The organism is Massilia sp. IC2-477, from assembly GCF_020707265.1.
Lineage (GTDB): Bacteria > Pseudomonadota > Gammaproteobacteria > Burkholderiales > Burkholderiaceae_D > Telluria.
This window is the reverse complement of sequence record NZ_JAJFEQ010000007.1, coordinates 183,404-206,172: the sequence shown is the minus strand read 5'-3', so window position 1 is coordinate 206,172 and position 22,769 is coordinate 183,404. Positions and strand designations below refer to the sequence as shown.

The 22,769-nt window shown below is 60.8% G+C and carries 22 protein-coding genes and 1 tRNA gene; 13 read left to right on the top strand and 10 right to left on the bottom strand.

From position 1 onward, the window contains the following. The first annotated feature begins 217 nt into the window (after positions 1-217). Positions 218-2,161, top strand: a complete 1,944-nt coding sequence (locus LK542_RS16125; protein ID WP_227812656.1) for a hypothetical protein — start codon at positions 218-220, stop codon at positions 2,159-2,161. Positions 2,162-2,873: 712 nt separating this feature from the next. Then, positions 2,874-3,872 (top strand): T6SS immunity protein Tli4 family protein, encoded by a 999-nt coding sequence (locus LK542_RS16120; RefSeq protein ID WP_227812655.1) that lies wholly within the window; start codon positions 2,874-2,876, stop codon positions 3,870-3,872. A gap of 129 nt (positions 3,873-4,001) precedes the next feature. Here LK542_RS16120 and LK542_RS16115 read toward each other — a convergent pair. The 4 genes from LK542_RS16115 to LK542_RS16100 all read right to left on the bottom strand — a co-directional run bounded on the left by LK542_RS16115 (position 4,002) and on the right by LK542_RS16100 (position 7,359). After that, positions 4,002-4,077 (bottom strand) — tRNA-Lys (locus LK542_RS16115). A 63-nt stretch (positions 4,078-4,140) separates the two neighbouring features. After that, positions 4,141-5,949 carry an ATPase, T2SS/T4P/T4SS family gene (locus LK542_RS16110; protein WP_227812654.1) on the bottom strand — a complete coding sequence of 603 codons (1,809 nt, stop codon included), beginning with the start codon at positions 5,947-5,949 and terminating at the stop codon, positions 4,141-4,143. Between the two features lie 23 nt (positions 5,950-5,972). Further along, positions 5,973-6,755 (bottom strand): spermidine synthase, encoded by a 783-nt coding sequence (locus LK542_RS16105; RefSeq protein ID WP_227812653.1) that lies wholly within the window; start codon positions 6,753-6,755, stop codon positions 5,973-5,975. A gap of 91 nt (positions 6,756-6,846) precedes the next feature. Next, positions 6,847-7,359 carry a glycine zipper 2TM domain-containing protein gene (locus tag LK542_RS16100; protein ID WP_227799469.1) on the bottom strand — a complete coding sequence of 171 codons (513 nt, stop codon included), beginning with the start codon at positions 7,357-7,359 and terminating at the stop codon, positions 6,847-6,849. A 322-nt stretch (positions 7,360-7,681) separates the two neighbouring features. Between LK542_RS16100 and LK542_RS16095 the strand changes: the two genes are divergently transcribed. The 5 genes from LK542_RS16095 to LK542_RS16075 all read left to right on the top strand — a co-directional run bounded on the left by LK542_RS16095 (position 7,682) and on the right by LK542_RS16075 (position 12,824). Continuing rightward, a complete protein-coding gene (locus LK542_RS16095) occupies positions 7,682-8,167 on the top strand; it encodes a barstar family protein (RefSeq protein WP_374040150.1) in 486 nt (161 codons plus the stop codon). A gap of 61 nt (positions 8,168-8,228) precedes the next feature. Continuing rightward, positions 8,229-8,855: a phosphoribosylglycinamide formyltransferase gene (gene purN / locus LK542_RS16090; protein WP_227812788.1), complete on the top strand. Its 627-nt coding sequence runs from the start codon at positions 8,229-8,231 to the stop codon at positions 8,853-8,855. A 12-nt stretch (positions 8,856-8,867) separates the two neighbouring features. Continuing rightward, complete coding sequence (locus tag LK542_RS16085) at positions 8,868-10,166, top strand: RsmB/NOP family class I SAM-dependent RNA methyltransferase (RefSeq protein ID WP_227812651.1); 1,299 nt, start codon at positions 8,868-8,870, stop codon at positions 10,164-10,166. A 9-nt stretch (positions 10,167-10,175) separates the two neighbouring features. After that, positions 10,176-11,495 carry a mechanosensitive ion channel family protein gene (locus LK542_RS16080; protein ID WP_227812650.1) on the top strand — a complete coding sequence of 440 codons (1,320 nt, stop codon included), beginning with the start codon at positions 10,176-10,178 and terminating at the stop codon, positions 11,493-11,495. A 114-nt stretch (positions 11,496-11,609) separates the two neighbouring features. After that, positions 11,610-12,824 (top strand): acyl-CoA desaturase, encoded by a 1,215-nt coding sequence (locus tag LK542_RS16075; RefSeq protein ID WP_227799465.1) that lies wholly within the window; start codon positions 11,610-11,612, stop codon positions 12,822-12,824. A gap of 58 nt (positions 12,825-12,882) precedes the next feature. Here LK542_RS16075 and LK542_RS16070 read toward each other — a convergent pair whose 3' ends face one another. From LK542_RS16070 to radC, 5 genes are all read right to left on the bottom strand, one after another. Continuing rightward, positions 12,883-13,623, bottom strand: coding sequence for a hypothetical protein (locus LK542_RS16070; protein WP_227799464.1), 741 nt, complete (start codon positions 13,621-13,623; stop codon positions 12,883-12,885). 67 nt (positions 13,624-13,690) lie between these two features. Next, positions 13,691-15,277: a DUF418 domain-containing protein gene (locus tag LK542_RS16065; protein ID WP_227812649.1), complete on the bottom strand. Its 1,587-nt coding sequence runs from the start codon at positions 15,275-15,277 to the stop codon at positions 13,691-13,693. A gap of 92 nt (positions 15,278-15,369) precedes the next feature. After that, a complete protein-coding gene (gene rpmG, locus LK542_RS16060) occupies positions 15,370-15,537 on the bottom strand; it encodes a 50S ribosomal protein L33 (RefSeq protein WP_005665735.1) in 168 nt (55 codons plus the stop codon). Positions 15,538-15,550: 13 nt separating this feature from the next. Continuing rightward, entirely contained in the window at positions 15,551-15,787 is a 237-nt protein-coding gene (rpmB, locus tag LK542_RS16055) for a 50S ribosomal protein L28 (RefSeq protein ID WP_026354825.1), read from the bottom strand. 172 nt (positions 15,788-15,959) lie between these two features. After that, positions 15,960-16,631, bottom strand: a complete 672-nt coding sequence (gene radC, locus LK542_RS16050) for a DNA repair protein RadC (RefSeq protein ID WP_227799462.1) — start codon at positions 16,629-16,631, stop codon at positions 15,960-15,962. A gap of 104 nt (positions 16,632-16,735) precedes the next feature. Between radC and LK542_RS16045 the strand changes: the two genes are divergently transcribed. The 6 genes from LK542_RS16045 to LK542_RS16020 all read left to right on the top strand — a co-directional run bounded on the left by LK542_RS16045 (position 16,736) and on the right by LK542_RS16020 (position 21,923). After that, positions 16,736-17,179: a peptidylprolyl isomerase gene (locus tag LK542_RS16045; RefSeq protein ID WP_227799461.1), complete on the top strand. Its 444-nt coding sequence runs from the start codon at positions 16,736-16,738 to the stop codon at positions 17,177-17,179. Positions 17,180-17,193: 14 nt separating this feature from the next. After that, positions 17,194-18,135 carry a 4-hydroxy-3-methylbut-2-enyl diphosphate reductase gene (gene ispH / locus LK542_RS16040; RefSeq protein WP_227812648.1) on the top strand — a complete coding sequence of 314 codons (942 nt, stop codon included), beginning with the start codon at positions 17,194-17,196 and terminating at the stop codon, positions 18,133-18,135. 145 nt (positions 18,136-18,280) lie between these two features. Next, positions 18,281-19,210 (top strand): branched-chain amino acid ABC transporter permease, encoded by a 930-nt coding sequence (locus tag LK542_RS16035; protein ID WP_227799459.1) that lies wholly within the window; start codon positions 18,281-18,283, stop codon positions 19,208-19,210. 15 nt (positions 19,211-19,225) lie between these two features. Beyond that, positions 19,226-20,437 (top strand): ABC transporter ATP-binding protein, encoded by a 1,212-nt coding sequence (locus tag LK542_RS16030; protein WP_227812647.1) that lies wholly within the window; start codon positions 19,226-19,228, stop codon positions 20,435-20,437. Continuing rightward, positions 20,434-21,204, top strand: a complete 771-nt coding sequence (locus LK542_RS16025) for an ABC transporter ATP-binding protein (protein WP_227812646.1) — start codon at positions 20,434-20,436, stop codon at positions 21,202-21,204. Before LK542_RS16030 ends, LK542_RS16025 begins: the two co-directional genes overlap by 4 nt. Further along, positions 21,201-21,923, top strand: a complete 723-nt coding sequence (locus LK542_RS16020; RefSeq protein ID WP_227799456.1) for an ABC transporter ATP-binding protein — start codon at positions 21,201-21,203, stop codon at positions 21,921-21,923. The genes LK542_RS16025 and LK542_RS16020 overlap by 4 nt, the downstream gene beginning before the upstream one ends. A 60-nt stretch (positions 21,924-21,983) precedes the next feature. Here the strand turns inward: LK542_RS16020 and phaP are convergent, their stop codons facing one another. Beyond that, positions 21,984-22,568 (bottom strand): TIGR01841 family phasin, encoded by a 585-nt coding sequence (gene phaP, locus LK542_RS16015; RefSeq protein WP_227799455.1) that lies wholly within the window; start codon positions 22,566-22,568, stop codon positions 21,984-21,986. Between the last annotated feature and the right edge of the window lie 201 nt (positions 22,569-22,769).

The window sequence follows — 22,769 nt, the reverse complement described above, 5'->3', positions numbered from 1 at the left end:
TACGGCACCGGACACAAGTGGGAAAGCCGAACGAGTACGATGTGTGGCGAATGGAACCGTATTATTCGTGCGCGCCCCGGTAGCACGTCAAAACGATATCAATCACCCTCAAAATTATCATGGGGGTTGGACAGATAACGGTTGTGTCGTAATCCAGCATGAGACGGATATCGGCGCCGGGCCGGAAGCGAGTAATGTCAAGTTCACATCAGTGTATATGCATCTTGCCGAAGTTGAGCCAGCGGTCCAAGTCGGGCGCAAGATTTATCGAAAAGATGTACTAGGTCAGGCAGGCCAAATATACGGAAGCAATCAGCGAAAGATTCATTTTGAAATCGTATGTGACGACGAAAATCTTCGGAAATTGGGCGGTAGAGACAAAGGTGGTTTGAAATTCGAGAAGGATGGTCGGACTGACTGTGTCTATGGTTCCATATATTTTTGGCTACCTCCGGGAACTAAGATATTCCGCCTAAAACCTCTCGATAGTTCAGCAACAGCGCAGATTGCCGCAGATGTGTCGGGGCAAAAAAATTTATCACAGACGCTACCGATCCCGGAAGTCCACGTCGTCCAAAATGCGCTGGTCGTTGAGCTGTATTACAACTGTGGCGACGGACAATATGAGAACAAGGGGAGCGCACTTACAAGGACTTATGATGAGAACGGCATCCCAATCGGTTCGATTGTTACCGAAAATGAGGCCGAATATCAGTTATATTCAAGGGCCTGTACAATCCGAAATTCCCTACCCGCATCGACCCAACCGCCGGTAAGTGCGCTATACGAGCAGCTTCGATTCGGTCGAGTAATCAACCAAATTAGAGAGAAACCATTAAGCGCCGATGTCCCTCATTGGAGGGAAATTAGCTACCCTGGAGGCGTAGGGTGGGCAAACTTCAACGCCAGTCAAATCAGAAAATACAGTGATGCCGACTTGCCTGAATGGTGCGGTTGGATTATCGCCGATGACTCTGCAGATCGGGATAGCCGTTGTGATTCAGATGTTGTCCTGTCGTTAATTGCACCGGGCGATGAGCGGACAAAAAGCTCCTCAATACAGACAAAATTGCGTGTGGCATTCCAAAATCCACATGTAAAACGTCGCCTTGACAGAGTAATTTGCAAAATTCCATCAGAGTGGAATGTCAAGACAATAGATGCTCGCTGGTCGTGGCTCAAGCAAAAATCTGATGTCTGTCCAGAACCGCTTGACGACAAGGACTATGCATTGTTACGGAGTCACATATCGACGTTGGGATTTGAAACAGCAGCGTTAGAGGGTGCGTTATGGCATTGGAATCCAGTAATGTTTGTTAAACACTTTCGTAAATGTAGCTGGCTTAGTCTTGACGAACTTGCTGGTCTTTTACCTCGCCGATCAGGGCCTGATCCTGCGAAGCCTGCAGTTGTCCCTTGGGGTACTGCGGTTGAACGTATGCGTCCATACGTCGCAGAGCTGAATATGGCAATGCGAAAGTATGGAATTTCGACCCGACTTAGACAAGCTCATTTTCTAGCGCAAACGTACATAGAGACGGGTTTGTGGAGAACAATGGAAGAGGTTGGCAAAGGTTATCAGTCGCGCAAGAAAGATGGAACACTCTTTTGGGCTGCGCCGGCAATGGAGTTTTACCAAGCATTTTATGGTCGAGGAATTATGCAGTTGACTTGGCCGGATAACTACAACTCCTATGGTCTGTACCGATCATTTCCCAACGTTCCTGATGGACACGTTTATAAAGATCGGCGTATCGATAGCAGATCTCTGCATTATTGGTCTGATCCTAGAGGGAGAAGCCGACAAATTGTCGGCAGTTCGCAAAGCTGGGCTCCGCGGTTTGATCCAGATATCGTTTCCACCGATAGCTTTAATGCTTGTGATTCAGGCGCACACTACTGGGTTTCAAAGAAGATTGGGCGTAATCTGAACATCAATCGCGTTGCTGATAAAGGGTTGACGCCGCAAGAGGTCGGCCGAGTTTCAGTTTTGGTAAATGGTGGCGGTTATGGTTTTGTTGAACGACAAGCATATGCAAAGTTTATTGAGCGATATCTGCACGATGACGTTGGTCTAAACGAGAACACTAGGTTTGCTGTTAATTACCGAGGAACTAATCATGACGTTTATGTCGACTTTACCCCCCAACGGCCGCGCTAGTGTTCTGACTGCATGTATTACTAGTTTGTTGGTTGCTAGCAGTGCAGCATCCGCAGTAAGACCCGTCCCGACAGGCCAGGAGCCAAGTGCCAAGGATATTTCTATTGCGTCAAATATTTTGCCTTCGGCATTCGAAAATCGAGACGATATGCCTGAAGGACGACCGAGTATAAGTACGAAGGGCTCGTTCTTTCGGTGGAGCTCAACGCAACCAAACAAACTAATGCTGGTAGTGGCAAAGGTAAGTTTCTTAAGAAGCGCGAATTCTTACTGTCGACTCGTGACCCTGTCATCTGGATTGCATAACCCAAAGTTAATTGCGGTTCCTTCTCAAGCAAATTATGATGACTGTGCACGAGCGTCGAAACCAATTTATGCTGATCTCAATGGGGACGAGATAGAGGATGTTGCTTACGAGGTGGACGTGAGATCAAATCGGTATCCAGAAGACGCAACTGTACCGGTGATCTATTTATCGGATGGAGCCGCCGAAGGTGGCTATTGTTATGCTGCTGAGCTTAGCAATTCGGTTGAGCCGAAGGATTTAAGTAACGTGAAGGCGCTGAGATCACGCGCGCAGAACGAGGCAGAGCGGTTAGGGCGTGGAGTTCTTCAATGTAAAAGACCTTAGCCCGTTAGCTCTGTACCGGTTCTGTCATCTCGCAGTCAATAGCTATATGCGGGCATGAATTTTTCCTGAACGGCAGAATATATGCTCAGAATTTTATTGGCCATGTCGTTCTCAATTCTGTTTGGATGCAGATATCACAGTGAAGAAGGCGTCGAAAAGTACGTCCGCGCCGATGTGGTGCACTGTGTAGGAAGGCACTTAATAAATATTCCAACTTCTCTTCAAGCCTCTAACATTACAACAGGAATATTTAAAATCGAGGATGCAATCGCACAGGATCCGGAGATTGATATCTTTGTTCAATCTGGCATAACGACAAAGACAAAGTTTAATATTGAGGTTCAGAAGCGGCGTTCTGAACTCAGTAGGTCGGAAAGCAAGGCTGTTGATGTTTTGAAGATGGACACGGTTCTTCCCGACGGCTCAACGTTGTTTCGAGCGCAGGAAATCGATGATGCATATTTCAGCGAGATGTTCTTTTTGCGTGGAAATGCGATGGTCAAACTGCGACTAGATTCCTTCGGTAATGCGTATTTGGAAGCTGAACAGCAATTAAAGAAATTATCAAAGTCGATAATGAGTTTGGATGTCAGTAATGTAGGACTTGGATTCTGCCTTGGTCCGGTCGTGATCCAGTCAAATTTATCGCAGGAGAATGGCAAATTTACCTATCGCGACAATGGTGGATTAGTGCTCGAGATTGGCGTTGAAACATTTTCGCATGATGATCCAATGACATTATCTGATAGGATGAAGCGTGACAGCTTTGCTTTGCAAGAGCTGAAAGTTAGGACCGAGGTGCTCAGGGCTCGACAGCGCACAACAGCAGGAATGCTTACTGATGAGTGGCTTGGAATTGGACATATCGTGGGAGCCGGAGAGCACGTATTGAAGTTTATGCTTGAAACTAGACGGAAGAATCCCGGAAAAACTACTCCTAGTATTTCTCTCTCTTTGGATTCTGGTCAGCCATTAAGCGACGGGACCCGCACAACGACTCAAATCGAAAATGATCAAGCTGTTGCAATGTGGGATCACATCGTCGAGTCGATCAAGCTAGCCAAGCAAGAAAAACACTAGGGAATATCAACGAAGCGAAGAGCTTTCCTTGCAGGAGTTTTTTCTTGGGAAATAAGTGAGGAATAGGGATGCGCTAAACAAAAAAGGCGTCACGATCACTCGTAACGCCTTCTTTGCTACAACTAATTCTGGTAGGCCGTGCTGGGCTCGAACCAGCGACCAACGGATTAAAAGTCCGCTGCTCTACCAACTGAGCTAACGACCCGAAAGAGGCAGCATTATAGCCGGACGTTCGGGTTTGCGCTAGTGCTAACTGTGCAGCAGCACTTCACACTAGCGCCGCGGTCACCTTCAGGACCTCATCCGCCGTAGTGAAGCCTTCGACGATCTTCATCGCGCCGGCAATGCGCAGCGGCTTCATGCCATCAGCGACGCTCTGCTGCCGCAGCTTCTGGATATCGGCGGATTCACGCACCGCGTGAGCAAACCCTTCGCTCACCGTCAGCAATTCATAGATACCCGTGCGGCCCCGATAGCCCGTTTGGCGGCACTCCGGACAACCGATGGGCCGATACACGGTATCCGGCTTCGGAATATTCCACGCCCCACCAATGCTCTGCCACACCTCATCACTCAGCTCTCCACCAGGCGCCTTGCATTCCGGACAGAGCGTGCGCACCAGGCGCTGCGCCATCACGCCGATTAGGGTCGCTTCGAGCAGATAATCCGGCACCCCCAGCTCCAGCAAACGCACGACCGCGGCCGGTGCGTCATTCGTATGCAGCGTCGAAAACACCAGGTGCCCGGTCAGCGCCGCCTGGATCGCCATTTCGGCTGTCTGCAAATCGCGAATCTCGCCCACCATGATGATGTCCGGATCCTGACGCATCAGCGCACGCACGCCGTCGGCGAACGACAGCTCGATCCCCGGCTGTACCTGCATCTGGTTGAACGAGGCTTCGACCATTTCGATGGGATCCTCCACCGTGCAGACATTGACCTCACTGGTCGCCAGCGCCTTCAGCGTCGTGTACAGCGTGGTGGTCTTGCCGGAGCCGGTCGGCCCGGTCACGAGAATGATCCCGTGCGGCCGGTTGGTCAACGCATCCCAGCGCGTGGCATCGTCCGGCGGGAAGCCGAGTTCCGGCAGCGTCTTGACGACGACTTCCGGATCGAAAATACGCATCACCAGCTTTTCGCCGAATGCGGTCGGCAGCGTCGACAGGCGCAATTCGACTTCCTGGCCGCCGGCGGTACGGGTCTTGATGCGCCCATCCTGCGGCCGCCGCTTTTCGATCACGTCCATCCGTCCCAGCAGCTTGATACGCGCTGTCATCGCAATCATGACCACCGCCGGCACCTGGTACACCTGATGCAGCACGCCGTCGATGCGGAAGCGGATCACGGCAAATTCGCGCTTCGGTTCCAGGTGAATATCCGAAGCACGCTGTTCGAACGCGTAACTCCACAGCCAGTCGACGATATTCACGATGTGCTGGTCGTTCGCATCGAACTGCTTGTTCGATTTGCCCAGTTCGACCAGCTGCTCGAAGTTGTTGCGCATTGCCAGGTCTTGCCCGGTCTGGCGGTTGGCGTCGCGGATCGATTTGGCCAGGCTGAAGAATTGCGAAATGTATTGGCCGATATCGAGCGGATTGGCCAGCACCAGTTCGATCTTGCGGCGTGAGACCTTGGCGATTTCCGCTTCCCATTCCACGTTGGCCGGATCAGCCGTCGCCACCACCAGCGTGGAGGCAGTCATCTCCACCGGCAGGATATTGAAGCGGGCCGCATAGCTGGCGGACATCACGTCCGCCACCTTGGTGAAATCGATTTTCAAGGGGTCGATGCGGATGAAGGGCAGGCCGACCTTGGTCGCGCACCATTCGGTGAGCAGGTCGAGCGTCAAGAGGCGGTTCGGCGGCAGCGCAGATACAAGTTTGCACTGGGCCACGGCCGTCAGCGGATGCATCGACCCCGCCGCGTTTTTCAATACCGCCTGCGCCTGCGCGAACTGGGCTTTGACCGTGTCCTTGGTGACGATGCCGTCGGCCAGCAGCCACGAGAAGATGGACTGCAGGTCGAGCGCGCGCAGGCGCGGCGCCTTGGAGGTGGTGGGGACGGCTTGCGTGGTCACGTTCGGCTCCCGTAATGAGCGTTCTAGTTGGCGGCGAGGATGCCCTTGACCCAGGACTTGGCCGGCAGCTTGGTCGCCGCCACAATCTGCGCGGCGCGGGCAGCCAGCGCTTCCTTGTCCAGTTGCGGCCTGTCGCGGAAGCACAGCGCCACGACATTGCCCTCATGGACTTCCGGCAGGCAGATCACGTGATCGAAGGCGAATTTCATGGCCTTCAGGTTCTTCGCGAAGCTCGGGTGGTCACCGAACAGGTTGACCGTCATGATGCCATCCTCGGCCAAGCAATCGTTGCAGGCCTGGTAGAACTCGGGCGTGTCGAGCACCGGGCCGCGTGCGGTGGCGTCGTACAAATCGCACTGCAGGACGTCGAAGGCGCCGTGATTCGCCGGGTCGAGGACGAAATCCATCGCGTCCATTTCCAGCACGTTCAGGCGCTCGTCGTTGGGCGGCAGCTTGAACATCGAGGCGCAGATGGCGATCACGGATTCGTTCAGCTCGACGGCGGTGACGCTCGCGTCAAGGAACTGCCGGTAGCAGAACTTGGTCAGCGTTGCGGCGCCCAGGCCCAGCTGGGCGATGGCGCGGGGCGATTCGATGAACAGCATCCAGGCCATCATTTGCTGCGCGTATTCCAGCTCCGGCCAGTCCGGCTTGCGGATGCGCATCGCACCCTGCACCCATTCGGTGCCGAAGTGGAGGTAGCGGACGCCGTCCTGTTCGGACAGGGTGACGGGAGCGAACTTGGGTTTGCGCGCGGGACGGCGCGAGGATTCGGCCTGTTCGATGGATTTGCGTTTGATGAGCATAGGGCAACCTGGTTGAATCGCCCTATTATCGGGGGAGGGCTTCCCGCAGCGCAAGGGCGCTGCGGGAAGCCGGCGCGGAGCCGGTTGAGGATCAGTAGCCGTCGACCGGCTGCGCCGAGACGCGCAGGCGGACGCGGTTGCCCGGATCGCGGTTCATCAGCGTGGTGTAGGTCTGGCCGCGGTACTCGTAGGTGACGTCGTAGCCGTTGGTGCGCGACTCGTAGGCTTCGACGGTGCGGCACTGGCGCACGGCCTGTTCCTGCACGCCGCCAGGCCCGCGGTTGGCGTTTTCCGCGCGGTCGCCGACCATGGCGCCGGCGATCGCGCCCGCTGCCGTGGCAGCGACGCGGCCGCTGCCGCTGCCGACCTGGTTGCCCAGCAGGCCACCGACGATGCCGCCGACAATGCCGCCGCCAACGCCGCGTTGCTGCTCCACCGGCACCTGCACGTAGTCAGTGCGGCATTCCTGGCGCGGGGTGCGGATCTGTTCCACGCGCGGCTGCACGCGCACCACGCGGCCGAAATCTTCGAAATCCTGGGCCTGCGCCAGGGGCAGGGCAGCCAGGCCCGCGGCGGCGATGATCAGTTTGGCTTGAAAGTTCATGGTCTTACCTCGTAGTGGTGTATTCGACGGGTCTGGTGGGGTGGGGACCGACCGGACTTCCATGGTTCCTATGGTAATCCGATCTGCCGAACTCATCGAATCCCTGTGGCAACAAAATGTAACAGCAACGCAAGCTTTTCGCATCCCCCGCCAGAATGGCAGAGCTGTTGGTGGAGCGACAAGTTGTGCATATGTGAACATACTAATTATTACAAATGGGATTCCCTGGATCACATTTGGGTTGCTTCCAATACCACAAAACGTTACCCTTACACACTAAGGGTCTTTAATTGGCCTGCGGAAACAACTACGGGAGAGAAGAATGTGGCGGATGTCAGCCGTCGCGACGCGTAGCGCTGTGGGCGCCGCATCACACCCATCTGGTCAGCCTGAGGAAAAAATGAGTTTGTTGATGAGAGTGCCGCCCAATCTGGTGCAGTCGATCCGCGCGTTCCGCGTCGCCGAACTGCAACAGGAGGCTGCACGCCTGGGTCATCACTTTCTCTATGCGCATTGCGCCAATACCTTGACTAAGCAGCAGGTGTGCGCCCGCATCGGCGAGAACTTCTATTTCCCCAAACCCTGCAGCAAGAACTTCGACGCGCTGCGCAAGTGCCTGACCGAGACCGTGGCCGAAGCAGGGCCCCAGCCTGGCTTCCTCGTCGTGCTCGAGCAATTGCCGAGTGCGCAGAAATTCGACAAGGAAGCACGCGAAAACCTGCTCGACGTGTTCCGTGACGCGGCCGAATTCTGGGCCGAAAAGAAAGTCCCGTTCCGCGTATTCTACTCCTTCGCGATTCCGGTCTGAGTCGCTGGCCGCAGCGCCGTCCGCCGCGGTTGCCCGCCGGCGATACGGTACAATGCGCGCTATGAAAAACATCGTGATCCTCATTTCCGGCCGCGGCAGCAACATGGAAGCGGTCGTGCGCGCGCTGGAAGCGGAGGGCTGGCCGGCCCGTATCGCGGCCGTTATCAGCAACAAGCCGGAAGCCAAGGGCCTGGATTTCGCCCGTGCCCGCGGCATCCCGACGGCCGTTGTCGCGAACAAGGAATATGGGAGCCGCGCCGAGTTCGACGCTGCCCTGCAGGAGACGATCGACCGCTTCGCGCCCGACCTCGTCGTGCTGGCCGGCTTCATGCGCATCCTGACGGCGCCTTTCGTCGAGCACTACGCCGGTCGCATGCTGAACATCCACCCCTCGCTGCTGCCGCTGTTCCCGGGATTGGCCACGCACCAGCAGGCGATCGACGCCGGCGAGAAGGAACACGGGGCCACCGTCCACTTCGTCACTGCCGAGCTCGACCATGGCCCGGTGGTGGCGCAGGCGCGTGTGCCGGTGCTCCCTGGCGACACCGAAGAGACCCTGTCCGCCCGCGTGCTGGTCGAGGAACACAAGCTCTACCCGTATGCGGTGCGCCTGTTCGTCGAGGACAGGCTCAGTATTGAAAACGGTGAGGTGCGCATCCTCGCGCCCGCCGAAACCACAAGCATTTAATTAAGGAACACCATGAGATTGCCTCCAGCGATCATCGGCAATACCGAAGAAGTATTGCGCGAGATCCTGCGCTTCACGTCGCCCGCCGACGTCACCCTGTCGCGCTACTTCAAGGACCACCCCCGTTTCGGCGGCCGCGAGCGCGGCGTCATCGCCGAGGCGGTGTACGCCGTCCTGCGTAACAAATCCTTCTACACCGACTTCGCCGGCTCCGGCAACACGCCCTCGATGCGCAAGCTGGCCCTGCTGGGCCTGGCCGAGACCGTGGGCATCGACGCCCTCGGCGGCCTGAGCGAGGAAGAAACCCATCTGCTCACCCGCGTCAAGGAAGTCGACCGCAGTCTGCTGCCGCCGCAGATGCGCGCCAACCTGCCGGCCTGGCTGTACGACAAGCTCGTGGCGCAATTCGGCGAGGCCGAGGCGCTGGAGTTGGCCGCCGTGCTGAACACCCCGGCGCCGCTCGACTTGCGCGTGAACTCCATCAAGGCCAACCGCGACGACGTGATCGCCGAACTGGCCAAGGCGCCGATCGCGGCCGAGCCGATGCCGTATGCGCCGCTGGGCCTGCGCGTGCAGAAGAAACCTGCGCTGCAGAATCTGCCGCTGTTCAAGGAAGGCGCGATCGAAGTGCAGGACGAGGGCAGCCAGGTGCTGGCCCAGCTGCTCGGCGCGCGCCGCGGCGAGATGGTGGTCGATTTCTGCGCCGGCGCCGGCGGCAAGACCCTGGCGCTGGGCGCGACCATGCGCAACACCGGCCGCCTGTACGCCTTCGACGTGTCGGAAAAGCGCCTGTCGAAGCTGAAGCCGCGCCTGGCGCGCAGCGGGCTGTCGAACGTGCATCCGGTCTTGATCGCGCACGAGCGCGACGCCAAGATCAAGCGCCTGGCCGGCAAGATCGACCGCGTGCTGGTCGACGCGCCTTGCTCCGGCCTGGGCACTCTGCGCCGCAACCCGGACGTCAAGTGGCGCCAGCGCCCGGAAGCGGTTGCCGAGATGCAGGAAAAGCAGGCATCGATCCTGGACGGCGCCGCGCGCCTGGTCAAGAACGGCGGCCGCCTGGTGTACGCCACCTGCAGCCTGCTGAACGAAGAGAACGACGTCATCGTCGAGCAGTTCCTGGCCACCCATCCGGACTTCGAACTGGTGCCGGCAAGCCAGGTGCTGGCCGAGCAGAAGATCCCGCTCGAGATGGACCAGTACCTCAAGATGCTGCCGCACAAGCACCAGACCGACGGCTTCTTCGCTGCCGTGCTGGAACGCAAGGCGAAGGCCAAGGCCGTTGAGGCTGCCGAGCCGGCAGACGACGCGTAAAACTGGAATATGCCGCTCCAGCAACTGCTGGCCGACCTGTTCGGCGACATCCGCCAGCCTGCCATCCTGTGGCAGGCGCTTGCCATTGTCCTGTGCGTCGCCGTCGGCTGGGGCCTGGCGCGGCTGATGCACCGGTCCTGGCTGGCCAGCCACCAGGAGCAGCAACGTGGCCTGATCGGCCTCGGCATGGCCAGTTTCAGCCGCGTGCTGCCGCCGTTGCTGATCCTCGGCCTCCTGGTGACCACCCGCGCCGTCCTGGACAACTACCAGAGCGTGCACCTGCTCGATGTAGCGGTGCCGCTGGCGTCCTCGTTCGCGGTGATCCGCACCTTCTTCTACCTGCTGCGGCGGGTGTTCGCGCGCCGTGGCCAGTTGGGCGAGGCGCTGCAGACCTTCGAGAAGATCTTTGCCCTGATCGTCTGGCTGGGCGTGGCCCTGCACATCACGGGCGTGCTGCCCGAGGTGATCCGCTTCTTCGACCGCACTGTTTTGCCGGTCGGCAAGCACAAGATCGTGCTGGCCGACCTGGTCGAGGGCATTGTCTCGATCGTGGTCCTGATGATGCTGGCGCTGTGGGCCGGCGCCGCGCTGGAAGAACGCCTGATGAAGGTGGACCGCATGCACAGCTCGATCAAGGTCGTGCTGGCGCGCATGAGCCGGGCGGTGCTGATCCTCGTCGCTGTGCTGTTCAGCCTGTCGCTGGCGGGGCTGGACCTGACCGTGCTGTCGGTGTTTGGCGGTGCGCTCGGCGTCGGTCTCGGTCTCGGCATGCAGCGTATCGCGAGCAACTACGTGTCCGGCTTCATCATCCTGCTGGAACGCAGCCTGACCATCGGCGACCCGATCACGCTCGATAAATATTCCGGCAAGGTGGCGCGCATCAACACGCGCTATACCGTGTTGCGCGGGACTGACGGCACCCAGACCCTGCTGCCGAACGAGATGCTGATCACCGGCGTGGTGCTGAACCAGTCCTCGACCAACCGCAACGTGCGCGCCATCACGAAGCTGACCGTGTCCTACGACAGCGACCTGTCCGTCATCATGCCCTTGCTCGAATCGCTGCCGCGCGGTGTGCCGCGGGTGCTGGACGATCCGGCGCCGAACGTGCTGCTGAACGCTTTCGCCGCCGACGGCTACGAGCTGGAAGTCGGCTTCTGGCTGGGCGACCCCGAGAACGGGCAGGGCGGGCCGATCTCCGATGTGAACAAGAAGATTCATGCACTTGTCCAGTCGGGCGAGATCAAGCTTGGTCATCCGTCAATGGATACGCGCCTGCTCGATGCACATATCACATCGCTTGTGGCACGCACCCCCGCCGCACCTTGAAATAAGGCATGCCTTAAGGCTCTTTCGCGTGCCGCGCGTCACTGGAACCGCGTAAAATGTCGGGTTGTGGTCGCCAGAAGTTTGGCGTACTGACGCGATATCCATGGAGACTGAATGAATTTCTTTAGTAGCGAACCCGTGCAAGCCGTGCTGAGCTTCCTGTCGACTGGCCTGCTCGACTTCACCGGTTGGCAGATCGTCATTGCCACCCTGGTACTGACGCACATCACGATCGCCGCCGTGACGATCTATCTGCACCGCCACCAGGCGCACCGCGCGCTGGAACTGCATGCCATCCCGAGCCACTTCTTCCGCTTCTGGCTGTGGCTGACCACCGGCCAGGTGACCAAGGAATGGGCCTCGATCCACCGCAAGCACCACGCCAAGTGCGATACCGAAGAGGATCCGCACAGCCCGCAAACGCGCGGCATCCGCAAGGTGCTGTTCGAAGGCGCCGAGCTGTACCGCGCCGAGAGCAAGAACAAGGAAACCATGGAGAAGTATGGCCATGGCACCCCGGACGACTGGATCGAGCGACATGTGTACACCAAGCACAGCGCCATGGGCGTGGTGCTGATGCTCCTTATCGACTTCGCCCTGTTCGGCATCGTCGGTATCTCGGTATGGGCGGTCCAGATGATGTGGATCCCGATCACCGCGGCCGGGATCATCAACGGCATCGGCCACTACTGGGGCTACCGCAACTACGACTGCAGCGATGCGGCCACCAACATCCTGCCGTGGGGCATCCTGATCGGCGGCGAGGAGCTGCACAACAACCACCACACCTTCGCCACCTCGGCCAAGCTGTCGAGCAAGTGGTATGAGTTCGACCTGGGCTGGGGCTATATCCGCATCCTGGAAACCCTGGGCCTGGCCAAGGTCAAGAAGGTTGCGCCAAAGCCGGAATTCGCCAAGGACAAGCTGGTGGCCGACCTCGACACCCTGCAGTCGGTGATCGCCAACCGCTACGACGTGATGGCCAAGTATGCGAAATCGGTGCGTCACGCTTTCCGTGAGGAATTCGAGCACCTGAAGCACAAGGCTGAACTGGAAGCGCGCTTCCTGAAGAGCTCGCGCAAGCTGATGCAGCGCGAGCCGGCCAAGCTGGAAGCCTCGCACAAGCAGCAGCTGGTCGAGCTGTTCCAGCACAGCAAGGCGCTGGAAACCATGCACCAGATGCGCGTGGAACTGGGCGCAATCTGGGAACGTTCGCACTCGACCCGCGACCAGCTGCTGCAGCAACTGCAGGACTGGTGCGCACGTGCCGAAGCCTCGGGCATCAAGGCCCTGCAGGACTTCTCGCTGCGCCTGCGCAGCTACGCGTAAGCAAACCCGGCCTGTGCCGGCAAGAGAAAGGCTCCCCGCGGGGAGCCTTTTTTTATGTTCAGATCAGGAGTACCTGCGCATCTTCCGGCAGCACCAGCCGGGCGCGCGGATCGAAGTCTTCGTTGCCGGTGAAGCGGTGGCAGTAGACCGGCGCATTCGCATGGTTGCGCGCCGGCTCGCTGGTGGGATAGCTGGCCAGCAGGCGCTCGCCGTCGCGCACGTCCACGTAGGAGCTGGGCGACAGGCTGCACACGGACACGCCGAGCTTGCGCGTGAAGGCCCACATCAGGAAGCGGTGGTGCCAGGGCACCAGCGGGTCGAGGGTGGCGTGCACGTCATGCAGCAGGCGCCGGATCTCGCCCATGGTCCAGGCATCGGGGGCGAGGGTGGGCACGAGGACCAGGTTGGCGCGCAGGTCGGACGGCTTCTTGTTGATGGAGAAGCTGCCGTCCTGGGCAGCGATGCGGTCGGCCACGGGCACGATGTACAGGCCATGTGCGTCCGCGCGCACCGGCAGCGATTCGCCGCCTCCCTCCAGCCAGACCGCCAGGTCGTCGGTGCGCACGCCGGGCCGCGCCGGACGCAGCTGGACCGCCAGCGCGGCGCGTCCCGCCAGGCTTTGCTGGACTGCCTTGGCCATGGGGTAGAACAATTCCTTGTACGGCAGCAGCCGGGTATGGGCCGCCTTGACTTCGACCGTCGGCACCGCGTCGGGAAGGGACTGGGCGCGTGCCGGCAGGGCGCACAGCAGGCCGGCGGCAAGAAGAGGCAGTGCAGGGAACTTCAGCAGCTGGGACATGCCGGTGATGGTGAAGTCGACAACGCCTTATGCTTTCACGGTCCAGCGAAAATTGCAATATACGGGGTCAAGGCAGTGTTGTATTTACTGAGGGGCGCCGCTCCGGCAGGCGCAGATACGTAAAGGCACGCCAAAGCCATTCCATCGGACCATAGCGGTGGCGCCTCAGCCACCACGCGCTGAGCCAGGCTTGCAGGGCGCACAGCGCCAGCGCCACGCCGACCTGGGCCGCGCGCCCGATCCCCCACAGGCCTGCGCCATGGGCGTAGAACAGCAGGGACAGCACCAGCGACTGCATCAGGTAATTGCTCAGTGCCATGCGCCCCAGCGGCGCGAACACGCGCGCCAGTCCCGGCCGGCGCTGCAGGAGCAGCAGCAGGGCGGCCATGTAGCCGAAGGAGGCGGGCAGACTGCCCAGCATCAGGAGGCCGTAGGCGAAATCCCATCCCTGGTCGTCGACGCCTGGAGGACGTGCGGTCGCGACCAGGCTGCCCGCCAGGCCGACACCGATGCCCAGCGGCAGGCCGATCCAGGCCAGGCGCCGCAGCAATGACTGCCACCGGACAGGCTCGGTTACCATGCCGCTGCGCACGCACCAGACGCCGACCAGGAACACGCCGACCAGCACGATGGAAAAGCCCGCTTCGTCGCGCAGGCGCTCGCGCAGGTGGCCGACCCGCATGGCGACCGCCTGCGCGTAACTGCCCTGCGTGAGCACCTTGCGTTCCTCGGCAATGCGCTGCACCAGCTCTCGGTGGCGCAGGCTGCGCGCGGTGTCCTGGTCGACTTCGCGTCCGTCGATGGCGGTCGAGGCTGCCGGGCCCAGGCTCGGGGAGCCGGCAGAGAAGTAGCGCAGGCCGCCTTCCGCAACCAGGAAGCCGAAGCTCAGCACGAAGATGGCGATGCCGGCGCGCCACAGGCGGCCATGTCCCTCGCCGCCACGGCGTCGGGCCAGCAGGCCGAGGGCGAGCAGGATGCTGCCTGCGACGGCGAGCATGGGGGCGCCTTCCGATCCCTGCAGCACCAGCACCAGTGCGGCCAGCAGGATCAGTGCCCCGGGGATGATCATGGCCAGCGCAAATCCAGGCTCGCCCGGCTTGCCGCGCAGGTAGAGCGCGACCAGGCCCACGAAGGCCAGCGGCAATGCCAGCCCATTCAACTCGCGCCAGGGTGCCGGCAGCAGCGACAGGGCCATGCAGCAGACGATCGCGAACAGCAGCCAGCGCCCGCGCGCGAACAGGGCCAGCAGCAGGAACAGGGCGCCGATTGCATAGCTGATCAGGATGTCGCCGCTCCACAGCAGGCTGTGGTGCAGCAGGCCGAATACCAGCAGGGCCGCGATGCGGCGCCGGTAGGCGGGCAGGAAAGGGCGGCCCTTGGTACGGGCCCGCTCCAGCATCACGGCGAAACCCATGCCGAACAGCAGGCTGAAGATGGTCCAGAACTTCCCGCTGACGAAGTAAGCGACCACCCACGCGGCAAACCAGTCGAGGCCGTGCAGGCCGGGCGCCATGCCGGCGCCGGACTCGGCGACGGGGCGATTGAAGAATTCGACGTTGACGAGGCAGATGCCGACCAGGGCGAAGCCGCGCAGCACGTCGAGGGCATCGATACGGTGGGTCGGGAAGGGTGGGGCGGCTTGCGGTTCTGTCATCGTGGCGCAAGCTTACCCGAGCGCCCGCTGAGCGCAAGTATAAAAAAAGCCGCCAGTCTGGGACGGCGGCTTTTTCGGAGGAACAAGATCGATTACTTGATCTTGGTTTCCTTGTAGATCACGTGCTTGCGTGCCTTCGGGTCGAATTTGGTGATTTCCATCTTCGCCGGCATGGTGCGCTTGTTCTTGGTGGTGGTGTAGAAGTGACCGGTACCTGCGGTCGATTCCAGCTTGATTTTGTCGCGGCCAGTTTTTGCCATGATAGCTCCCTAATTAAACTTTTTCGCCACGGGCACGCATGTCGGCCAGCACGGCATCGATGCCGAGCTTGTCGATCACGCGCAGACCGGCGTTGGACAGACGCAGGGAGACCCAGCGGTTTTCCGATTCCACGAAGATGCGGCGGTTCTGCAGGTTCGGCAGGAAACGACGCTTGGTTTTGTTGTTAGCGTGGGAGACGTTGTTGCCAACCATCACTCCCTTGCCGGTAACTTGGCAGACACGTGCCATAGTGCACTCCTTAAGAATATCCAGGATTGGAAAAACGAGAGTATAGCGTGGAAACACACGACAAATCAATCACTTGCGAAAAACAATTGTGTCTTATGCTAATCGCATAATTTAACAATTGCCGATGAGTTCCGTAACACCCTGTTTTCACGCTCTTATTCCGCCTCCGCCCCTATAGCTGGCCATGCTCGGCGAAGGAATGCACATGTGTTCCCGCCACCACGAAATGGTCGAGCACGCGGATATCGACCAGGGCCAGGGCCTGCACCAGGCTGGAGGTCAGGCGCAGGTCGGCTTCGCTCGGCTCGGGCACGCCGGAAGGGTGGTTGTGCGCCAGGATCACGGCCGCAGCATTGCGCCGCAGCGCCGCTTTCACCACCTCGCGCGGATACACGCTGGTGTGTGTGAGCGTGCCGCGAAACATTTCTTCATAGTTGATCAGGCGGTTCTTCACGTCCAGGAACAGGACGACGAAGGATTCGTGGGCCTGCAGCGCGAATTGGTGGCGCAGGTAGGCGCGCACCGCTTCTGGCGAGCACATGCCTTCGCGCTCGAACTCCTCGGCTACTGCGCGCCGTGTCAGCTCGACCGCCGCCTGCAGCTGGGCGTACTTGGCGGGGCCGAGGCCGTGCAGGGCGCCGAATTCACTCGAGCTCGCATGCAGCAGCCGGTGCAGCGAGCCGAAATGCTCGAGCATGTCGCGCGCCAGCGCCACCGCGCTTTTCCCGGCCACGCCGACGCGCAGGAAGATCGCCAGCAGTTCGGTGTCGGACAGTACCCTGGGGCCGCCGCGCAGCAGGCGTTCGCGCGGGCGTTGCTCTTCGGGCCATTCGGTGATTCTCATTGTCTGATCCTTGCCATAAAAAAGGGCACGTGGAGGCGCGAGGGCCGGGCGTGGCTTACAATAGCGGTTTGCCTGTCACGGGCCTGCCTGTCACCACAAAGAACATGTCCAACGTCGTCAACGAATCTTCTTACCTGACCCTGCATTATCGGTTGGCCACCGCCGACGGTACTGATCTCATCACTACCTTCAATGGCACCCCGGCTACCTTGCTGCTGGGCCAGGGTCAACTGGCACCTTTTCTCGAGCAAAAACTGATCGGCATGGAAGAGGGCGCGCACCAGACTTTCCAGCTCACCGCGCAAGAAGGCTTCGGCGAACGCAATCCCGACCTGATCCAGCCGGTGTCGAAGGCAACGCTGGCGGAGAACTCGGTGCCAGATGCCGACTACAAGGTGGGCGAGCTGATCGAGTTCAACGCGCCCAAGGGCGGCCGCTTTGCCGGCGTGCTGCTGGAAATGCGCGAGACCACCGCGCTGTTCGACTTCAACCATCCGCTGGCCGGCCAGTCCCTGCAATTCGAAGTGAAACTGATTTCGGTTCTGTAAAACAGGAAACCTTCATGGAAAACGAAATTCTGCTTGCCCAGCCGCGCGGCTTCTGCGCTGGCGTGGACCGCGCCATCGAGATCGTCGAGCGCGCGCTGCGCCAGTTCGGCGCCCCGATCTACGTGCGCCACGAGATCGTGCACAACGCCTATGTGGTGGAAGACCTGCGCAACAAGGGCGCGATCTTCATCGAGGAACTGGAAGACGTCCCGCCCGGTAACACCCTGGTGTTCTCGGCCCACGGCGTGTCCAAGGCCGTCCGTGCGGATGCCGAGGCGCGTGGCCTCACCATTTTCGATGCGACCTGCCCGCTGGTGACCAAGGTCCACGTTGAAGTGGCCAAGATGCGCAAGCAGGGCTGCGAGATCGTCATGATCGGCCACGACGGCCACCCGGAAGTCGAAGGCACGATGGGCCAGGCGGAAGAGGGTATGCACCTGGTCGAGACCGTGGACGACGTGGCGACGCTGCAGGTGAACAACCCGGACCAGTTGGCCTATGTCTCGCAGACCACGCTGTCGGTGGACGACACCACCGACATCATCAATGCCCTGAAGGCGCGCTTCCCGAACATCATCGAGCCGAAGAAGGGCGACATCTGCTACGCCACCACCAACCGCCAGGAAGCCGTCAAGTTCATGGCGCCGCAGGTGGAAGTGGTGGTCGTGGTCGGCAGCCCGAACAGCTCGAACTCGAACCGCCTGCGCGAAGTGGCGGAGAAGATGGGTACGCCGGCCTATATGGTCGACAATGCCGCTGCCATCGATCCGCAATGGATCGCTGGCAAGAAGCGCATCGGCGTGACCGCTGGCGCATCGGCCCCGGAAGTGCTGGTGCAGGCCGTGATCGACCGTCTCAAGGCTCTGGGCGCGGCCAGCGTGCGTGCGCTCGAGGGCGTGGAAGAAAACGTCGTGTTCCCGCTGCCCAAAGGCCTGGACGGCGCCAAGGCGGCGTAATTACACGGAACAAATTCCAGTATAAGTTTTCCTGAATGCCATTTATCATGATGGCAATCGGAATGAACGCCAGGCCAGAACGGCACTGCGGGGTTACCCGGAGTGCCGTTTTTTCTTGGACCGCAATGGAGAGCGAACGCGCACGATGGAAACATTCATCCAACAAATCCTCAACGGCCTGGTGCTGGGCAGCATGTATGCCCTCGTCGCCCTTGGCTACACGATGGTCTACGGGGTCCTCAACCTGATCAACTTCGCCCACGGCGACGTGTTGATGATCGGCGCCATGATCGGCTTGACCATCCTGAAACTGCTGGAAGCCCATGCGCCCGGCCTGCCGGGCTATGTGCAGCTGGCGATCGCGATCATCGGCGCCATCCCGGTGGCGGTGCTGGTCAACATCCTGATCGAGCGCGTCGCCTATCGGCGCCTGCGCAACGCGCCGCGCCTGGCGCCCCTGATCACGGCGATCGGCGTGTCGATCCTGCTGCAGACCTTCGCCATGATGATCTGGGGCCGCAGCCCGCTGCCCTTCCCGCAGCTGCTGTCGCCGGAACCGGTGTCGATTGGCGGCGCCCTGATTTCGCACACCCAGATCCTGCTGCTGGTGCTGGCCGCCGCCGCGATGGTCGCCCTGGTCCTGCTGGTCGAACGCACCCGCATGGGGCGCGCGATGCGCGCCGTGGCCGAGAATCCGCGCGTGGCCGGCCTGATGGGCGTCGATTCGAACCGCGTGATCGTCGCCACCTTCGCCATCGGCGCCGCGCTCGCTGCGGTGGCGGGTGTGATGTGGGGCGCGAACTATGCGTCGATCACCTTCACCATGGGCGTGCTGCCGGGCCTGAAGGCCTTCTGCGCCGCGGTGCTGGGCGGGATCGGCAACATCTACGGCGCCATGATCGGCGGCATCCTGCTGGGCATCATCGAAGCGCTGGGCGCCGGCTATATCGGCGACCTCACCGGCGGCTTCCTGGGTAGCCACTACCAGGACATTTTCGCCTTCGTCGTGCTGATCCTCGTGCTGACCCTGCGCCCGTCGGGCATCATGGGCGAGCGCGTGGCGGACCGCGCGTAACCGAGGACGGACACCATGGCACTCCTGACTTTCGACGTCCAGCACAAGCCGCGCCAGGCCTACGCCAGCATGGCGGTGGTGCTGGCCCTGATGCTGGTCTTTCCTTTCTTCGCTTCCCAGTTCGGCAATTCCTGGGTGCGCATCATCGACATCGCGCTCCTGTACATCATGCTGGCGCTGGGCCTGAACATCGTGGTCGGCTTCGCCGGGCTGCTCGACCTGGGCTACATCGCCTTCTTCGCGGTGGGCGCCTACCTGGTCGGCCTGTTCTCGTCGCCCCAGTTCGCGGCCCTGCTGGAGTCGGTGATCTATTATTCGCCGGCGCTGGGCGAAGCCCTGGTGACTTTCTTCGGTCCCGAGATCCAGCAGAACGGCATCCACCTGTCGGTGTGGGCGATCGTGCCGCTGGCCGCCCTGGTGGCGGCCCTGTTCGGCGCGCTGCTCGGCGCCCCGACCCTGAAGCTGCGTGGCGACTACCTCGCCATCGTGACGCTCGGCTTCGGCGAGATCATCCGCATCTTCATGAACAACCTGAACGACCCGATCAACTTCACCAACGGGCCGCAGGGCATCAACATGATCGACCCGATCCGCGTGTTCGGCGTGTCGCTGGCGGGCGAGGCGGGCTCGCAGGCCACGGTGCACATCGGGGGCTTCTCGATGCCTTCGGTGAACGCCTACTATTTCCTGTTCCTGGCGCTCACCATTGCGACCATTTTTGTTACCTCGCGCCTGCAGCATTCGCGCCTGGGCCGCGCCTGGGTCGCGATCCGCGAAGACGAGATCGCGGCCAAGGCCATGGGCATCAATACCCGCAACGTCAAGCTGCTCGCCTTTGCCATGGGCGCGTCCTTCGGTGGCGTAGCCGGCGCCATGTTCGGCGCCTTCCAGGGCTTCGTGTCGCCGGAATCGTTCTCGCTGACCGAATCGATCGCCGTACTCGCGATGGTGGTGCTGGGCGGGATCGGCCACATCCCCGGCGTGGTGCTGGGCGGCGTGCTGCTGGCGGCGCTGCCGGAAGTGCTGCGTCACGTGGTGGAGCCGGCCCAGCAGGCGCTGTTCGGCACCGTGGTGATCGAAGCCGAAGTGCTGCGCCAGCTGCTCTACGGCCTGGCGCTGGTGCTGATCATGCTGGTCAACCCGGCCGGCCTGTGGCCTTCGCCGAACAAGGAAGAGCGCCCGAACGCCGCCCTGGCCCGCGAGGACGAAGAGGGGGCCAAGGCATGAGCGAGATCCTTCTGAACATCGCCGGCGTGAACAAGCGCTTCGGCGGCCTGCAGGCACTGACCGACGTCGGCATCCGCATCGAGCGCGGCCAGATTGTTGGCCTGATCGGACCCAACGGCGCCGGGAAGACCACCTTCTTCAATGTGATCACGGGCCTGTACCAGCCGGACAGCGGCAGATTCGAGCTCGCCGGCAAACCGTACTCGCCCTCCGCTCCTCACGAGGTGGCGAAGGCGGGCATTGCGCGTACCTTCCAGAACATCCGCCTGTTCGGCGAGATGAGCGCGCTGGAAAACGTCATGGTGGGTCGCCACGTACGCACCCGCCAGGGCGTGTTCGGCGCGATCTTCCGCCACAAGGCGGCGCGCGCAGAAGAAGCGGCGATCCGCGCGCGGGCGCAGGAGCTGCTGGACTTCGTGGGCATCGGCCAGTTTGCGCATCGCACCGCGAAATACCTGTCCTACGGCGACCAGCGCCGCCTCGAGATCGCGCGCGCGCTCGCGACCGACCCGCAGCTGCTGGCGCTGGACGAACCGGCGGCTGGCATGAACGCCACCGAGAAGCTGGCCCTGCGCGAGCTGCTCGTGAAAATCAAGAACGAAGGCAAGACCGTGCTGCTGATCGAGCACGACGTCAAGCTGATGATGGGCCTGTGCGACCGCATCACGGTGCTCGAATACGGCAAGCAGATCGCCGAAGGTACCCCTAGGGAGATCCAAAACAACGAGGCCGTGATCAAGGCCTACCTCGGTGGGGCGCATCAATGACCGACAACATCCTGAAAGTATCTGGCCTGAAGGTCGCCTATGGCGGCATCAAGGCCGTCAAGGGCCTGGACCTGGAAGTGAACCGGGGCGAACTGGTGACCCTGATCGGCGCCAACGGCGCCGGCAAGACCACCACCCTGAAAGCGATCACTGGCACGCTCCCGCCATGCAAGGTGGAAGGCGAGATCAGTTATCTTGGGAAGCCCCTGCGCGGCACCCAGTCCTTCCGCATGGTGCAGCAAAAGCTCGCCATGGTGCCGGAAGGACGGGGCGTGTTCACCCGCATGACGATCCACGAGAACCTCTTGATGGGCGCCTACACGCGCAACGACCAGGCGGGCATCGCGCAAGACATCGAGAAGTGGTACGCGGTGTTCCCGCGCCTGAAGGAGCGTTCCAGCCAGCTGGCCGGCACCCTGTCGGGCGGCGAGCAGCAGATGCTGGCGATGGCGCGCGCGCTGATGTGCCACCCGACGCTGCTGCTGCTGGACGAGCCTTCGATGGGCCTGTCGCCGATCATGGTGGAGAAGATCTTCGAAGTGATCCGCGACGTGTCGAGCCAGGGCATCACGATCCTGCTGGTGGAGCAGAACGCCAAGCTGGCGCTGCAGGCGGCGCACCGCGGCTATGTGATGGAGTCGGGGAGCCTGACCATGACGGGCAATGCCGCGCAGATGCTGGATGATCCGCGGGTGCAGGCGGCCTACCTGGGCGAGTAGGTGGCCCGAAAAACAAAAAGCCGGGACAGCGTCCCGGCTTTTTCATTGACCAGTCGCAGCTTAGGCGGCAGCGGTCTGGGTCGCAGCAGTCGCAGTAGCGGTAGCCTTGCGAGCAGTCGCCGAAAACTGGCTCACCGCTGCGTTGACGTTGTTTTCGATCGCTTCGGCAGCCTGCTTGCTGGTCTTGCTGAACTGCTCGTAGCCGGCGTTGGCGTTGCTGATCACGGTCTTGACGGCGGCAACAAAGGTTTCCGAACCGGCCGGGGCGTTCTTGCTCACTTCGTCGACCAGGGCGATGACCTTGCGGTTGGTTTCGACGATCTGGGTTTCGGCGGCCTTCGAGAACTCGGCGCCGGTGCCGGTGGCGATGGCGGCCAGCTGGCGGTTGTACGACAGGGCCTTTTCAGCGGTCGGCTGGGCCTGCGACGCGGTCACCGAGAAGAATTCCTGCGGATCCTTGGCGCCCAGCAGCTGGCGGGCGACGTTCGACGAATCTTCCAGGGTGCTGCGGGCAGTGCTGATGTTCAGGTCGACCAGCTTCTCCATGCCTTCGAAGGTCTTGGCGGTCAGCGAGGACAGCAGGGCGAACTGCGATTCCAGGTTGGCTTTGGTGGCATTCGAAAACTGCTCAGGAATTGCAAACATGTGGCTCTCCAAAATTCAATGTGTTCAGTGGATGAAATGTTGCTTGGACCGGTGAGGCAGATGTTTCCGTCTTTAGGAACGAAATCTTTTTTTGTGCACCGCAACAGGGCAAATTTTCATCCAGTTTTCAGGGGGAGTCAAGCAGATTTGATGCGACGCACCATAAAGTGTGCATAAATTTCTTGAATGCATTGATTGCAA